An 18,416-nucleotide genomic window follows, 5' to 3' on the forward strand; every position below is an offset into this window, starting at 1 on the left:
GTTTCTCATTTTGATTGAAGTATATATTGATGGTGCATCAAAAGGAAATCCTGGTCCTTCTGGTGCGGGAGTATTTATTAAAGGGGTTCAACCAGCTGTACAATTATCATTACCCCTTGGGACAATGTCCAATCATGAAGCAGAATACCACGCTTTACTTGCAGCATTAAAATATTGCACGGAGCATAATTATAACATTGTCTCTTTTCGTACAGATTCGCAACTTGTTGAGCGAGCTGTCGAAAAAGAATACGCAAAAAATAAAATGTTTGCACCACTATTAGAGGAAGCATTGCAGTACATAAAAAGTTTCGATCTCTTTTTTATTAAGTGGATTCCGAGTAGTCAAAATAAAGTTGCTGATGAATTAGCTAGAAAAGCTATCTTACAAAATTAAGGGGGTATGAGTGTGAAAAAAGATTGGATTGCTCCTCTTGCTTTGTTATTTGTCTCTTTTATTTGGGGAGCTACATTTGTTGTCGTTCAAAATGCTATGTCGTTCGTTGGTCCATTTACTTTTAATGGTATTCGCTTTTTATTCGCTGGAATTATTTTATTATTCGTTCAAATGATTTTTTCAAAAAAAACTTCAAAACAAGATATAAAACAGAGTAGTCTCGCTGGATTGATCGTTGGATTCTTTTTATGTGTTGGCTATGTGTTACAAACATTTGGCTTACTTTATACAACATCTTCAAAAGCAGGCTTCTTAACAGGGCTTAGTATCGTTATGGTACCCATTTTGTCTTTTATCTTTTTAAAACAAAAAGCTACCATTTTCATCGTGCTTGGCATTGCTGTAGCAACAGCAGGTTTATACTTATTAACAGCTGGTGATTCTTTTCAATTGAACATTGGGGATATACTCGTTCTCGGTTGTGCAGTTGCTTTCGCTGCTCATATTCTCGTTAACGGCTTCTTTTCTAAGAAAATATCACCTTTATTATTAAGCACATCACAAGTATTAGCTGTCGGTATATTTTCTTCTATTTGCGCCTTTTTGTTTGAAGATTGGGAAAAATTATTTTCAGTAGCACTATGGACGAATTCTTCCTTTTTATTCGCTCTATTTCTAACTTCCCTATTCGCGACATCCATTGCTTTTTTCATTCAAACATCAGCGCAAAAACATACGTCTCCAACGAGAGTAGCCATTATTTTCGCAATGGAGCCCGTTTTTGCTGCATTAACAGGCGTTCTCGTTGCAAACGAACAACTTTCTATTTCTGCTATTTTCGGATGCCTATGTATTTTCCTAGGCATGGTTTTTGTTGAATTACCTTCCAAAACAAAAAAAGAAGCGCAGGCTGCGTGAAGTTACGCTTGTAACTTCCGCATAAAAGCCTTAGCGCTTTTTTTATCTGTAATTTCTTCTTCTTTCAATCGTTCTAATAACGCAACAAAATAACTCCCATCAAACTGTAATTGATGTTTAATTGTCGCTTCTATTGCTGCGTTCACAATCCCATCAGATGCACCAGTATATCCTTGTCCGAACATAATAAACCCTTGTGCTTCTTCTGATAGTTTAAATCCTTTCGTATGTAAGAATGAAAGATAATCCTCTACTGTTTGCATGATATTCCCACCTACTCAAAAATTCTCCATCTCCTATCATACATGTTTTTACACGCTATGAGAATGAAATTTCTTTGACAACTTTGTAAATCTATCGTCTACTGCATAGACAATAGAGGATTTCCTTGCAATATGAATGAATATGTATAGTGGCACTTATTTCATATTAAAGGGGAGACACGATGAAACAAGCACTATTAATTATCGATGCGCAGCAAGAATTAATGGATGGAAATGAACAAGAACATGAAGTTTTCCGTAAAAAAGAGCTATTATCTACACTAAATACAGCCGTACAAAAAGCAATACATGCAAATGCCCTTATTGTTTTCGTAAGAGATATCGATGTTGCTTCTGGTGGCGGAGAAGGGTTTGAAGTACATAATCAAATTCAAGTACCTCAGTCTGCAATCCTTATTAATAAAGCAGCAACAAACGCATTCTATGGCACTTCTTTACTTGAAATTTTAAAAGAAGAGAAAATTGGCCATATCGTTATCGGTGGATGTAAAACAGAACATTGCATCGACACCGCAGTTAGAACCGCTACTGTACAAGGATTTGATGTTACATTAATTAAAAACGGTCATTCCACAACTGATTCTAACGTGTTGTCTGCAGAGCAAATCATTGGCCATCACAATAAAACTTTACATGGCCATTATAACGTTGATCATTTTTCTATGGTGAGAGATATCGAGGAAGACCTCTTTGAACCTATTCATGATCAATATCGTGATTAAAGTAACTGTAAAAAGAATCCTTTTCACGAAAGGATTCTTTTTTTATCCAAAAATTTGTGCTGCAATACTATAGAGCCCATTATTCCTTTTTAAAAATTGATCACTATTTCTCATCATAATTGGTGGTGTATTAACCTTTTGAAAGTTAACAACCTCTAATTCTTTCATAAAATCATTCTTTCCTTCTGTTACATCTATTCTTAATTTTCCGCTATACCCTTTTGCTAACTCATGTACTATTCTCATTGCCATCGCATCATTTTTAGCAACGACTGGACCTATTATTTTATTTTCTGGTGTTTGTATACTTAAACCATAACCTAATACATTTTGTTCCTTGTCCTTTACAACGATACACTGATCGCTTTGCATAATTCTTTGTTTTAAAAACTCGTTTCGACTTGTTCCAAATGCGCCTTCATCTATTCTTATTATTTCTTCTAAATCCCCCTCTTTATAAACCATCATATATTCTTCATCTTCTGCACATTTAAAATTTGTATTGTACGAGTTACATATGTATTTAGAAACATAACTTACTACCCTAAATCCTAATTTTTTATATAAAGGCTTCCCCTCATCTGTAGCAATAAGCATAATTGGAGTTTGAACCGATACGCTCTTAATGCATGAATTCGTTATCGCCTTTCCAATCCCTCTCCCCTTATAGTCTGGATGTACAATGACCATTCCAATAGACGCTACTTCCTCCCCATATAATATTATTGCCGCACTAGCAATTAGTTCCTCTCTCTCATTCCACACACCGTATACAATACCTGATTTAAAAATAGTCTCAATTTCTTCTCTGCAATAATCCCACCCAATATAAGAAGATAATGCTACAATATCGTCTATTTGTTCTTCCCTAAGACGCTCCACCCTAATTTCCAATTCAATCATTCTCCATCCCCTTATCTAGACATTTAAATCATTATTACTAAATCAACTTGTACATGTTCCCTTTATCTGACACACACATATCCTATTTTGACCAAGACTATATTGTAAATGAGGTGACAACATGCCCATTACGAATCGATTTTCTACCACCACTAACGGCGCACTCGCGATTACAGGTAATACTTTAGGCTTAAGTAAAATTAGTAATCAAAACCGTGCTGGTACAATCGGGGCAATTGGTGCATTTATAAGTACAAATACCGCTTTACAAGTGCCGAGTTTTCCTGCTGGGACAACATTAAACTATACACAAAATAGTTCTACCGCTCTTTTAAATATACCTGCTGGTAGTACTATTCTTTACGCAGAACTTGTTTGGGGCGGAAACTATTTATCTCGTGATCAAAACATTACGAGTGTATTAGGAAACCCAGTTTCTTTTACAACACCTGTGTCAACATACTCGATTACCCCTTCATCTGTTACAGCTTCTAATCAAACATTCGTTTCTGGAGCTGTCACATTTGGATTTTATACACGCTCAGCAGATGTAACATCCCTCATTCAGGCTGGTGGATCAGGCTCTTATACAACTGGGGCTGTCCCTGGACTTGTAGATCCTTTAGATGCTTCTAACGGGGCTATTAATTCTTCTGGATGGACGCTCATTGTCGCTTATCAAAACGGTTCCTTGCCCGCAAGAAATTTAACAATTTACGTAGCCGGTAACCGTGTTTCTGCTGATACTGGTAGTGCAGATGTAGCTGTTTCAGGATTTTTAACACCTGCAGGGGGACCTGTAAGCGGGAGATTATTTTTAAGCTCTACTGAAGGGGATGCTGATTTAACTGGGGATCAAGCTTTATTTGGACCAAATTTCAGCTCATTAAATGCTTTATCTGGACCAAACAATGCTATAAATAATTTCTTCGGTTCTCAAATTAATAATGCGGCTGGAAACTTAGATACAACTGGGACATTCGGAACACGCAATCAAAGTGCCGCTACAAGCACAAATATCTCCGCAGGCCGGCAAGGTTGGGACATTACTTCTATTGATATTTCTCCTTATTTAACAAATTCTCAAGTCTCAGCTGCAATCCGTTTAACAACTAACGGAGATGCATATATGTTAAATACAGTCGGGTTACAAATTAATATAAACTCACCTAACATACAAGCAACGAAAAGCGTGAATAAAAGCGTCGCTGCAATTGGAGATATTCTCACTTATACCGTTACTATCCCTAACACCGGCCTTCTGCCTGCTAATAACGTTACTTTTACAGACATACTCCCTAACGGCACTTCCTTTATACCTGGCACTGTAACGGTAGATAACGTACCACAAACAAATGCAAATCCGGCTGCTGGTATATCTCTTGGAACAATTAATAACAATGCTTCTCGTACAGTAACTTTCCAAGCAACTGTCGTTTCTCTTCCAAATCAAAATCCAATTTCTAACATTGCGAATATTACATTTCAATATACACCAATTGCCGGCGGAACTACTTTTAACGGTCTTGCAACAAGTAACTCTGCAGGAACGCAAATTAACCTCGCGGATATTAATGGAACAAAATCAGTTAACAAAATCTTTACTGATATTGGCGAAACGTTAACTTACAGTATCGCCTTAGCTAATATAGGAAATATCGCAGCAACGAACGTTGTTTATACGGATCCGATTCCTAGCGGGACTACTTTCATTCCAGGGAGTGTAACTGTTAACGGCGTTACTCAAGCTGGTGCAAATCCCGCTAATGGTATATCCGTCGGAACTATTGCTGCTAATTCTACGACTACTGTTTCCTTTCAAGTATTCGTTCCTTCTATCCCGCAAACAAATCCAATATTAAATAGTGGTACAACAACTTATCAATACATTCCTGTGCCAAATCAGCCGGCAGTAAGTGGGACTGATACGACCAATATCGTATCTACTCAAGTAAATAACGCTACTGTAACTATGGCCAAAACAGTAGATAAAAATTTTGCAGATATTGGTGATACATTAACTTACACCGTTTCCTTTACAGGTACAGGTAATACGAATGCGAACAACGTTATTTTTACAGATATCATTCCCACTAGTACAACTTTTGTTCTAAACAGTTTAACAATAGATGGAACGACACAAGTTGGAGCAAATCCCGCTAACGGTGTAAATATAGGGTCCATCCCAACTGGTACGACAAAAAACATTTCATTTCAAGTAGTAGTAACTACAATTCCTCCATCAGGTGTCGCACCTAACGGATCAAGCGCTTCTTATCAGTACACCGTCAATCCAAGCCAATCACCCGTTACAAAAAACATTTCTTCTAATCTCGTTTCCACTCAAATTAACAATGCAAATCTAACATTAACAAAATCAACAAATAAACAATTTGCTACAATTGGCGAGACAATCAGTTATACAATTCTTATTACAAACAGCGGAAATACAGCTGCTACTAACGTTCAACTAACAGATCCACTTCCAAATGGAACGATATTGACTCCTGGTACTGTAACACTAAACGGAGTTTTACAAAATGTAGATTCTCTCGTCGCCTTACCTATTGGTACAATTCCTGCTGGTGCTACTTTTACACTCTCTTTCCAAGTAACAGTCATCAATATTACCGCCCAAAATCCAATCATTAATAATGCTTTCGCCTCTTATCTATATACTGTAAATCCAAGCTTTCCACCCACTTCAAAAACAGCAAATTCTAACTCTGTTACATCAACAATTAGACTAGCAAACCTTCAAGTTACTAAATCAGTAGATCAAACGTTTGCGGAAGTTGGCGATATATTAACTTACACTTTTTCTCTTACAAACGATGGAAATGTTACAGCGAACAATGTAGTACTATCCGACTCAATTGCGAATGGTACTGCCTTTGTACCAAACAGTGTTACGATTAACAATGTTGCTCAGCCAGGTGTTACACCAGCCAGCATCAACATTGGTAGCATCAATGCTAATACTACAATTACAGCTTCATTCCAAGTATTAATCACTAGCATTCCAAACCCAAACCCTATTTCAAATAGCGCTTCCATTTCCTATAATTTTATCGTTGATCCAAATACTGCACCTGTAAGTAAGAACACAACTTCAACCACTACATTTACTCAAGTAAATGATGCAAATGTCATTTCGACAAAAACAGTGGACCGAGCGTTCGCTACTGTTGGGGATGTATTAACTTATACTATTCTTTTAATGAATGCAGGAAGTGTTACTGCTGATAGTCCAACTTTCGTAGATACAAATCCAGATGGCACTACCTTTATTCCAAACACGTTCCTTATTAATGGTGTGCTACAAAATAACGCAGATCCAAATATAGGTGTTCCGTTACCTCCTATTCCTGCTAACGGTGAAATTACTGTTTCTTATCAAGTAACTGTCACCTCTTTACCTACACAAAACCCAACAATAAATTCATCTAGTACACAGTATAGCTTTATTCTAAATCCAGGCGATCCACCAACTATAGAAATATCTTTAAGCAACACTGTAAGTACACAAATTAACTTAGCAAATGTAGTTATTGTCAAACAGGGAGATTTAACTATTGCCGATGTCGGGCAGCCAATCACATATACAATCTCCTTAGCTAACCTTGGCAACACTCCAGCAAATAATGTAGTCGTTACCGATATCATTCCTACCGGCACCACACTCGTACCAAATAGTATTTTTATAGGTGGTACTTTACAGCTAGGCGCAGACCCAAACGCCGGTCTTCAAGTTGGTACAATTCCTGCTGGTGGTTTTACAACGATTGTCTTCCAAATTAGCGCGAGTGAGATACCTTCACCAAATCCAATTCAAAATAGCGCGGCACTCCAATATAACTTTATCGCCGATCCAAATTTACCTGCTGTTGTGAGAAATGCTACTAGCAATATAGTAGCTACACAAATTAATACTGCTAATATTGTTGCTACGAAACTAACGAGCACAAACTTTGCTGATGTTAGTGATGTCATAACGTATACAACGATTTTAACGAATAGCGGCAATATCCCTGCCTCTAATGTAACGTTTACAGATATCATTCCAGCTGGTACCATCTTCCTTCCGAATACTGTAACGATTAACGGTGTCCCTATAGCCAATGCAAATCCTGCTAACGGCATTCTTATTGGTACGATAGGAGCGAATTCATCACGTACCGTTTCATTCCAAGTTTTTGTACCAACTATTCCTGCGGTAAATCCAATTACAAATCAATCGAGCACTACTTTCCAATACACATATGACCCATCTAAACCAGCCATCATGCAGATGGTGGCATCTAACACTGTACAGACAACTATTAATAACGCTACGATTACCGCGACAAAATCAGCCAATAAACAGTTTGCTAATATAAATGATATTATTACGTATACGACTACTTTAACGAATACTGGAAACACACTTGCATCAAATATAGTATTTACAGATGCCATTCCAAGCGGGACTTCTTTTATTCCAAATAGTGTAACAGTAAATGGTACTACACTCTCTAATACAAATCCTGCTAATGGCATAGCAATTGACCCTATAAATCCGAATACAAATACAATAATTTCGTTCCAAGTGCAAGTAAATTCCATCCCGAATCCGAATCCAATCCCTAATCAAAGTAATACCGCTTACCAATATGTCGTAAATCCTAACTTACCTCCAGTATCCTCTAATGCGTTAAGTAACGTAATAACAACTCAAATTAACAATGCTACTATTGTCGCTACGAAGTCAGTGAATACACCGAATGCTGCAATTGGGGACATCGTTACTTATACGATTGCAGTTACAAACACAGGAAATATCCCTGCCAGTGCTACAGTTTTAACAGATGGACTTGGACCTGGTGCATCCTTCATCCCAAATTCCGTTACGATAAATAACGTTTCCCAACCTGGATTAGATCCTTCCTTAGGTATTCATTTAGACGATATTTCACCAGGAGGCACTACTTTTATTACATTCCAAGTGAAAATCCTCGCTATTCCACCTAGTGGCACTTTAACGAATAATGCTCTTGTAAACTACGAATATGCAGTGAATCCAACTGAAACACCAGCTGTTGGTAGTACCGTTACAAACACAACAGTTACACCGATTATTGATGCTACTCTAGTAATAAATAAAAATGCTAGTACAACTTTTGCTACAATTGGTGATACGATTACATTCACTTCATCTGTTACAAACACAGGAAATACTACTGCTAATAACATTATTTTTACAGATACAATTCCAAACGGTACTGCCTTTGTCCCAAATAGCTTTAAAATAAACGGGGTAACCGTCCCGAATGCAAATCCACAAAACGGTATCAATATTGGTAACTTGAATACAAATGCATCGATTACACTCAGTTTTCAAGTAAACATTACAACGCTCCCAAACCCTAATCCCATTCCAAACCAATCATCACTTCAATATAGTTTTATTGTAGATATAAATGAACCGCCTGTTTCACGAACAGTTCAATCCAATACAACTTTTACGCAAGTAAATTCGGCTTCCGTTATCGCAACGAAAACTGCAAGCAGTGCCTTTGCCGCTGTTGGAGATACAATTACGTATACAACTACGCTCACTAATAACGGAAATACTACTGCTAACACACCCGTTTTTACCGATATATTACCACTTGAACTTTCATTCGTGCCTGATAGTCTACAAATTAACACCATCCCGCAGCTTGGATTTAGACCAGATAACGGGATTTCTTTAGACGCAATTCCGGTTGGAGGAACGACAACAATTAGTTTTCAAGCGATTGTTGGCTCAATACCAGCTACAAATCCAACTTTGAACCAATCTAGCACGACATATTCTATCATTGTGGATCCTACCGAGCCGCCAGTGACAGAAACAGCTATAAGTAATCCAACTTTAGTGCAAATTAACGAAGCAATCATCCAAGCAACGAAAAGCGTGGATCGACTATATTCTGACATCGCACCTGGAAATTCATTTTTAACGTATACAGTTTTATTAGAAAATATCGGGAACACAACTGCTACGAATATCACTTTTACAGATTCGATTCCAAATAATACAGTATTTATAGAAGATAGCGTTCGAGTAGGCGGAGTTTTATTACCTGGAGTAAATCCAGCGAACGGGATACCAATTGGGGATATTATTGCAGGAGATTTTACAAACGTCACCTTCCGTGTGCAAGTAGTTAGCATCCCAAATCCTATTTTCACAATCGGACCTGGAGGTCCAAACTCACCGGTTATAAACGGAGCTTCCATTGATTATCAATTTATGACAGGACCTAATTTACCACTTGTTTCACGAAGTACGACATCTAATGCTGTTTCAACACAAATAAATTCTGGGGAAATTGTGGCAGTTAAATCTGTAGATAAAACTTTCGCTACAATCGGGGATACACTTTCTTATACAATTTCATTAAGCAATCCTGGAAATGTAACATCACAAAACGTACTATTTACTGATATTTTACCTGAAGGAACAATATTTATTTCTGGAACTGTTACAAACGAATCGGGCACTCAGCAAATTGGAAATCCAGCTAGCGGAATTCAGATTGGAAATATAAATCCCGGTAATACAGCTACTATTACGATAAACGCACTTGTAACAAACATTCCAAGCATAAATCCTATCTCTAATTTTAGTTCCGTACAATTTGAACATGTGGTTGATCCTAGCCAACCTTCTGCATTACAAACAACTATATCTAATACAGTTTCAACGACCATTAATAGTGCAATATTAACTACAACAAAAACTGTTGATAAATCTATTATTTCTGTCGGTGATACCATTACGTATACAACGACTATTACGAATACAGGAAATACACCAGCTACAAATATAACTTTTACAAGTGCGATTCCTCCTAGTACTACTTTCATACCAGATTCGGTCACAATAAATGGCATCCAACAGCTTGGTTCACAACCAGCACTTGGAGTAACTATACCAAATATCGCTCCTGGTGAAACAGTAACTGTTACTTTCCAAGTAAATGTTATTTCTGTTCCCCCTTCAAGCTCGATTATGGGTAATGATACGATTTTATATTCTTATACTGTTGATCCAAACGGAACTCCTGCTACTACTTCTACTTCAACGAATATTGTTACAAACCCTGTATTAGATGCTATGTTAACGATGGTAAAATCGGTCGATCAAACACTTGTAACGCTAGGTGATACTATTACCTATACGACAATCTTAACGAATAACGGTAATACAAACGCTACGAATATTACTTTTACTGACCTTATACCAGATGGTACAACGTTTATTACTGATAGCGTTATAATAGATGGCATTACACAAATTGGTCTTAATCCAAATACAGGTATAACGATTGGTGCAATTGCTCCTAACAGCTCAATATCTATAGCATTTCAAGTTACCGCTACTTCTACACCTGTTCAAAATCCTATTGCAAATACTGCTACTGCTTCCTACACATTCATTGCTGATCCAAATGCACCTATTGTTTCAAGGAATGTTACTTCAAACACAGTGTTCACTACAATTAACACAGCTACCATTCTTTCATTAAAACAAGTCGATAAATCCTTTAGTCGTATTGGAGACACACTCACCTATACTGTCACTTTAACAAACAATGGAAACTCATCCGCACAAAACGTTATTTTTTCAGATACAATGCCAAGCGAAACTACATTTATTGCAAACACATTTTCTATAAATGGAGTTCCTCAAACGGGAGAAAATCCAGCGAACGGTGTAGATATTGGAACTATAACGGCCGGGGCTACAGTAACTGTTTCATTCCAAGTAAACGTAACCTCATTACCAACAGAAAATCCAATTGTAAATTTCTCATCCACATCGTATCAATTAGTCTCACCACCTGATGCAGAAACTTCAATTAGTAATCCTGTTTCAACACAAATTAACGAAGCTATATTATCCATGACGAAAAATGAAAGTGTATCCTTTGCAGATATTGGGCAAACTGCTTTTTACACTACTTCTATTTCGAATATAGGAAATACAGATGCAGCCAACATTGTATTCACGGATGTATTACCGAGCGGACTCACATTTGTTCCTAACACATTAACTGTTGATGGTGTTTTACAACCTGACGCGAATCCAAATACCGGTGTATTACTTGCAACACTTCCGCCTAATGAAATATATAGTATCGTCTTTCAAGTTACAGTGAACAGCATCCCACCTATTAATCCTGTACCAAATACAGCATCAACGACGTATGAGTTTACTGTTGATCCTGTTAACCCTCCAGTATCAAGTGCAGCTAATTCTAACACGACGCTTCTTCAAATAAACAACGCAACTATTAATAGTACAAAAACAACAGATCTTAATTTTGCGGATGTTGGTAATACAATAACATTTACACTTAACCTTCCTAATACCGGGAATGTGGCTGCAACTGATGTTACCGTTATCGATATACTTGATAGCAATTTAAGTTTCGTTCCAAACAGTTTCACAGTTAATGGGCAAACTATTCCAAACGCTGATTTATCTACTGGTGTAAATATCGGTTCAATTAATGGTGGAAACACATCAATCGTCACATTCCAAGCCATCGTTTCAACCCTCCCAATCAACAATCCTATTTCTAATTCGGCTCTTACCACTTACCGTTATATTGTTGATCCAGATCAGCCGTTCATTTCAACTTCTAATCAATCTAATACAACAACAACACAAGTTAATAGCGCTATCCTTACTGCACAAAAAAATTCAAATGTGTCAACAGTAGATATTGGGCAAGATATTGTCTACTCCGTTACGATTACAAATAGCGGAAATGTTAGTGCGACGAATGTTATTTTTACCGACCTAATTCCAGACGGAACTTCCTTTGAACCGAATAGTTTTACACTTAACGGAACTACCATCCCAAATGCAGACATAATTACAGGCGTTCCAATTGGTGATATTGCACCAAACGAATCTGTCATTGTAGCGTTTCATATTAATGCCGATGCAATTCCGCCTATAAATCCAATTACTAATCAAGCTAGCGTTAGCTTCCAGCATATCGTTAATCCAGCTAATCCTCCTGTTTCAAAAAACATTACTTCAAATAGTGTTACAACAACAATTGAAAGTGCTATTTTAACTACTACTAAAATCGGAGATAAAGCTTTTGCAACGATTGGTGATACGATTACGTATACCACTACGATTACGAATACAGGAAATATTCCTGCTAATAACGTTATTTTCTCAGACCCGATTCCATCGTGGACACAATTTGTTGCAGGATCAGTTATTGTTGATGGCACACCATTAGCATCTGCTTCTATCACCAGCGGTATTGGCATAAATACAATCATTCCAAATCAAACTGTAACAATCATATTCCAAGTTCAAATTGTAAGCAACCCAACAACATTCACACCTGAACTCCAAAACTTAGGATTTGTAAACTTCCAATATAACGTAGGAGATGCATTACAGGCTCAGCCTGGAAATGTGGAAACGAACGTCTTCGTTACTTCTATTAATTCAGTAATACTTTCAGCTATAAAAACTGCTAATGCTGCCTTTGCAAACATCGGAGACACGATCACTTATACAGTTCTAATTCAAAATAACGGCAATACAAACGCTACGAATGTAAATTTCTCAGATTCGATTCCAGCAGGAACAACTTTTGTTGAAAATAGTTTTACTGTAAATGGAAGTACCATTCCAGGTGCAAATCCAAATAGCGGAGTGAATATCGGAACCGTGAACGCGGGTAGTTCCTTAACTGTTACTTTCCAAGTCATAGTTACATCTACTCCACCTTCGAACCCAATTACAAACGTTGCATCTATTCAATACGAATTTATAGTTAATCCGGCCTCTCCTCCTGTTACAGGTACAATAACTTCTAATAGTGCTTCCACACAAATTAATAACGCGACTGTTATAACTGTTTTAGAAGCAAATCGTACAATCGTATCGATCGGAGATATCATTACGTATACAGCAACATTAACGAATACTGGAAACTTCCCTGCAAATTCTGTATTACTCATTAACGGAGTTCCTGAAGGAGCATTATTTGTTCCAAATAGTGTTACGCTTAACGGGATTCCACTTCCAGATGCAAGTCCAACTCTTGGTATTCCAGTTGGTATTATCGCACCAGGTGATTCTGCTACGATTACGTTCCAATTTCTTGCAAGTTCTATTCCACCGCAAGGAGCGATTATAAATCAAGCACTTACAAGTTACACGTATATTGTCGACCCGAGTCAACCTCCAGTTACAGCAACATCTTCATCTAATACGGTAAATACAGCTGTCGTTGATGCATCGCTATCTGTAATGAAAAATACAGATTCCCTCGTACAGTCTACTGATGGTACAATCACTTACACTGTAGTCATTCAAAATGACGGGAATACAACTGCAAATACAGTTACTTTAACAGATTTGGTCCCAGAAGGAACTGCATTTATTCCGAATAGCGTAACCATTAATGGTGTTTCAGCTCCAGGTGCTGATCCGAACGTAGGCATTTCCTTAAACGCCATTGCACCTTCAGAAATCGTCACCGTCATATTCCAAGTTATCGTGCAAGCAATTCCAAGCGTGAATCCAATTTCTAATATAGCCCGTATTGACTATACTTTTATCGCTGACCCAACTGCTCCTATCATCTCTCGAACAATTACGTCTAATCCAGCTTTCACACAAATTTCGGATGCAAATGTTCTTTCTTTAAAAGCAGTCAATGCACAACAAGCGACAACCGGTGACATTTTGACCTATACGATAACGTTAGAAAATACCGGAAATATTCCAGCTACTAATCTCATATTTTCAGATACGATTCCAGAAGGGACTACATTCGTAGAAAATAGTTTTACACTTAACGGAACAGCTATACTTGGTGCAAATCCAAATGCAGGTGTTACTTTGCCTAACCTAGCAGCAAACGCTACTCACCTTATTTCATTCCAAATCCTTATTAATGACTCATTCTCGCAACAATCAATTACAAATCAATCTAATACAACATATACAATTCAACCAGACCCAGGACAACCGCCTATTACTGAAACATCTACAAGTAATATTGTCGTTACAAATTTCGTGCAAGCACAATTGACAGTTACAAAAACGTCCAATCCAATAAATGTAGATATTGGCGGAACTATACTTTATATTTCTGAAGTGAAAAATATCGGCAATGTTGACGCGATAAATATTATTTTTACAGATTCTATTCCAGCTGGGACTACATTCGTTCCCGACAGTGTCACAATTAACGGTGTACTTCAGCCTGGTGTAAATCCTGAGAACGGAATACCAATTGGAACGATTCCACCAAACAGTTCCAAAACAATACTATTTCAAGTACAAACAAATAATCCACCTACTGAAACCGAAATTGTAAATCAATCATCTGTAAATTACCAATATGTAAGTATTCCTACAGCTCCACCAGTGAATCGCTCTGTAAATTCTAATATCGTTACAACATCACTTCAAAATGCAAATATTATTTCTGTTAAACAGGCAGATGTAACTTTCGTATCCATCGGGCAAAATATTACCTACACAAATACACTACAAAATATAGGAAATGTTCCAGCTAACAATACGGTGTTCATTGACAACATTCCAGAAGGGACTATATTCATTGAAGATAGCTTATCAATAAATAATGTGATTCAGCCTGGTGCAAATCCTGAAAATGGAGTAACTCTCGGCACGATACAACCAGATGAAACAGTCACTATTTCATTCCAAGTACAACTTACAAATATACCAGAGGGCAATACAGTCATTAACATTTCAGACACTTCGTATGAATACCAAATTGACTCTAGTTCTCCGATTATTCAGCGTCGATCATTATCAAATGCAGTAAATACTGAAGTGCGGACAGCAAGTGTTAGTGCAATTAAATCCGCTAACAGATCTATTACACGCATAGGTCAAATCATCACATATACAGTCGCGGTTACAAACGCTGGTACAGTACCTATTACAAATACTCTCCTCATTGACGCAATTGCTGCTGGCACCACATTCGTTCCAAATAGCATTCTTGTAGATGGCATACCAAGGCCTAACGAAAATCCAATTACCGGAATCACCCTTGATATTATCCTTCCAAACAATACAATTATCGTTACATTCCAAGTAAATGTAGTCTCTACACCTTCTCAAAATAACATTAATAATATCGCCATCATCCACTATGAGTATCAGCCAGACCCAAGCTTACCACCAATTTCAGAAACGATCTCTTCCAATACTACAAATATACAATTTATTGATGTTATTCTTATCGCTACAAAATCCGCTAATACAGTATTAGCAAATATTGATGAAACCATTGAATATACAGTATTCATTCAAAATAACGGATCCACTTCAACTAACTCCATCTTTTTTACTGATATTATAGAAGATGGAACAGTATTTATTCCAGGGAGTGTAACAGTTAACAATACTGTACTTCCTGCAGCAGATCCAAATATCGGCTTTTCCATTCCTAATATTACGTCAGGTCAAGTAACTACAATAACGTTCCAAGTTTCCGTTACGAATTTACCTGCTGTAAACCCAATACCTAATACTGCAAACATCGTCTACGACTTTATTTTTAACCCTGACTTTGCACCTATTCAAAAATCTACTACTTCGAATACTACTTTCGTTCAAATTAATGACGCTGATATCGTTTCACTGAAAACTGTTGATTTGACCTCTGTAGCAATTGGTGACATTTTAACTTATACAACAACTTTAACGAATACAGGAAATATGGATGCTACTTCTGTTGTGTTTACAGACAATATCCCTGATGGAACAACCTTTATAGACGGTAGTGTTTTAGTAAATAATATCCCTCAGCTTAACGCGAATCCAAGTTCCGGTATACTTGTAGGAACGATTGCTCCTAACGTTTCTATCCCAGTCACGTTTTCCGTTACTGTTGTATCTCTTCCAGCTAGCAGTCGTATCCAAAACCAATCAACTTCTCGTTATACAATTAATGGCGAGGAACAAATATCAACTAGTAATATTACCTTCACTGAAGTTATTTCTGCTAATGTACTCGCTATAAAAACAACACCTATCCAATATGCTGACCTACAAACGATTATCCCTTACACAATTTCCATTACAAACAATGGGAATATACAAGTAGAAAACATTATCGTTACAGATATCATTCCAGCGAATACGAGCTTTATAGAGAATAGTGTTATTGTGAATGGCACCGCTCGTCCAAATGACAATCCACTTAGCGGGATACAAATTGATAACATTCCGCCTAATACGACAGCAACTATTCTATTCCAAGTACGAGTTACTTCAATTCCGCAAACAAATCCAATCTCTAACATAAGTACAATTGAATATCAATACACGTTACCGAATCGACCACCTATTACCGAAACTATTCTTTCATCAGCTGCTGTAACAACAATTAATCACGCAAATTTAGACAGTAACAAAACTGTTAACCTTGCATTTGCAACAGTCGGTGACACGTTAACATATACAATTACATTCAATCAAACTGGTAATGTTGCAGTAAATGATGTAGTCATTCAAGATATTATTCCTGAAGGTACTACGTTTATAGAAAATAGCGTCATTATAAACGGAGAAACTCTTCCGGGAGTTAATCCTGTAAGTGGTATACCAATTGGTACTATAACTGTTGGTGGAAATGCTAGCACTTCATTCCAAGTTTTAGTGACTTCTATCCCAATATCAAATGTACTCAACAACAACGCAATCACTACCTTTAACTATATAGTCAACCCAAATAACGTACCTGTTACAAATACAACTACAACAAATACCGTCACAACGACTGTCCAAAACGATAACGTCTTTGCTATTAAGTCTGTTGATGTAACGAACGCCTTACCTGGTCAAACTTTAACGTACACCATTTCCATTACGAATAATGGTAATATCACTATTGAAGATCTTCTTCTAGTAGACACGGCACCAGTAGATACGACATTCGTTTTTGGTAGTGTTACGATTAACGGAAGCAATCAACCTAATGCGAATCCTGAAAATGGTATTACATTAGGAAATCTTGCTCCTAATGAATCTGCTATCATCACTTTCCAAGTAATGATATCTTCTTCAACTCTTCAATCTACTATCAATAACGATGCTTCCGTTTCCTATACGATCACCATTGATCCAAATGAACCACCTATTACAATTACAAAGCAAACAAATACCGTTACAACAACACTAATTGAGCCAATTATTAACATTGAGAAAACAGCAGACAAATCTCTCGCCGTTATAGGAGATATTATTACCTTCACATTAGCGGTATTGAACGATTCCCCGATCCCTACGATAAGTACTTCTATTTTAGATACCATTCCAGCTGGGACTACATTTGTAGAAAACAGCGTAACAATTAATGGGGCTCCGGTTCCAAATGTTCGTCCAGACACCGGCATTAATATTGGTTCTTTATCTGCAGATGCAGTAGCAACGCTAACATTTCAAGTTCTCGTCACTTCTATTCCTTCAAACAGTACCATTATCAATTCTGCTACCGTCACAGCCGCTTTTCAATTGGCACCACAGGACCCAATTATTACTTTTATTGTTAACTCAAATATCGTTCGTATACCAGTTCAATTTATAACTGCAACAGTAGTGAAAAACGCTTCCGTCAGATCAGCTTATTTAAAGCAATATTTTGATTATACGGTTCGTATTACGAACACTTCCAATATTTCACTTTTAAACATTTCTTTACAAGATACCATTCCAGCAGGTTTACAATTTATAAACGGCACTGTCTTTATTAACGGTGAACGTTCTCCACTAGCAAATCCAAATATCGGTTTCCAAGTAGCTACTAATTTGGAACCAAACGAAACAATTATCGTGTTATTCACTGTGCAAGTGATACATCCGCCTGTTAATAATGAATTTAAAAATAGCGCAAATGTTTCATTACAACTTCAAGTCTCGCCTACTGATCCACCAATTACAGTAACGGTTACAAGTAACGAAAACATCGTCACCTTTATTTCAGACAATCCAGATGAAGTACTTCCAAATTTAAATTGCTTCTTTGACGGAGAACGTTTTATACGCATCACTCCTCGGAATATACGAAATTACTTTTGGGCTTGGATATGGTGGAAGTAATCAAAAAAGAAAAAGCTTGTAATTTGGATAGTATCCAA

6 protein-coding genes are annotated in these 18,416 nt (G+C 37.1%); 4 read left to right on the forward strand and 2 right to left on the reverse strand.

Annotation, left to right across the window (positions count from 1 at the left end; all coding sequences use genetic code 11):
• Positions 1 to 10: 10 nt before the first annotated feature.
• Together ACTFOB_RS13445 and ACTFOB_RS13450 are read left to right on the forward strand one after the other, a co-directional pair.
• Entirely contained in the window at positions 11 to 397 is a 387-nt protein-coding gene (locus ACTFOB_RS13445; RefSeq protein ID WP_000573873.1) for a reverse transcriptase-like protein, read from the forward strand.
• A 12-nt stretch (positions 398 to 409) separates the two neighbouring features.
• Positions 410 to 1,315 (forward strand): DMT family transporter, encoded by a 906-nt coding sequence (locus ACTFOB_RS13450; protein ID WP_440025121.1) that lies wholly within the window; start codon positions 410 to 412, stop codon positions 1,313 to 1,315.
• A gap of 2 nt (positions 1,316 to 1,317) precedes the next feature.
• Here the strand turns inward: ACTFOB_RS13450 and ACTFOB_RS13455 are convergent, their stop codons facing one another.
• Positions 1,318 to 1,578, reverse strand: a complete 261-nt coding sequence (locus tag ACTFOB_RS13455) for a DUF6123 family protein (protein WP_001195212.1) — start codon at positions 1,576 to 1,578, stop codon at positions 1,318 to 1,320.
• A gap of 182 nt (positions 1,579 to 1,760) precedes the next feature.
• Between ACTFOB_RS13455 and ACTFOB_RS13460 the strand changes: the two genes are divergently transcribed.
• Positions 1,761 to 2,321: a cysteine hydrolase family protein gene (locus ACTFOB_RS13460; RefSeq protein WP_440025122.1), complete on the forward strand. Its 561-nt coding sequence runs from the start codon at positions 1,761 to 1,763 to the stop codon at positions 2,319 to 2,321.
• Positions 2,322 to 2,363: 42 nt separating this feature from the next.
• Here the strand turns inward: ACTFOB_RS13460 and ACTFOB_RS13465 are convergent, their stop codons facing one another.
• The gene (locus ACTFOB_RS13465; RefSeq protein WP_440025124.1) at positions 2,364 to 3,224 is read right to left on the reverse strand and encodes a GNAT family N-acetyltransferase; all 861 of its coding nucleotides are present in this window, start codon (positions 3,222 to 3,224) and stop codon (positions 2,364 to 2,366) included.
• A 121-nt stretch (positions 3,225 to 3,345) separates the two neighbouring features.
• Between ACTFOB_RS13465 and ACTFOB_RS13470 the strand changes: the two genes are divergently transcribed.
• Complete coding sequence (locus tag ACTFOB_RS13470; protein WP_440025126.1) at positions 3,346 to 18,378, forward strand: beta strand repeat-containing protein; 15,033 nt, start codon at positions 3,346 to 3,348, stop codon at positions 18,376 to 18,378.
• Positions 18,379 to 18,416: the final 38 nt, after the last annotated feature.

It is taken from the genome of Bacillus cereus group sp. MYBK79-1, assembly GCF_051915365.1.
Lineage (GTDB): Bacteria > Bacillota > Bacilli > Bacillales > Bacillaceae_G > Bacillus_A.

Bases quoted from the DNA above. Each gene is read 5' to 3' on its own strand.
- ACTFOB_RS13455 (WP_001195212.1), bottom strand. From the start codon at position 1,578: ATGCAAACAGTAGAGGATTATCTTTCATTCTTACATACGAAAGGATTT.
- ACTFOB_RS13460 (WP_440025122.1), top strand. From the start codon at position 1,761: ATGAAACAAGCACTATTAATTATCGATGCGCAGCAAGAATTAATGGAT.
- ACTFOB_RS13465 (WP_440025124.1), bottom strand. From the start codon at position 3,224: ATGATTGAATTGGAAATTAGGGTGGAGCGTCTTAGGGAAGAACAAATA.
- ACTFOB_RS13470 (WP_440025126.1), top strand. From the start codon at position 3,346: ATGCCCATTACGAATCGATTTTCTACCACCACTAACGGCGCACTCGCG.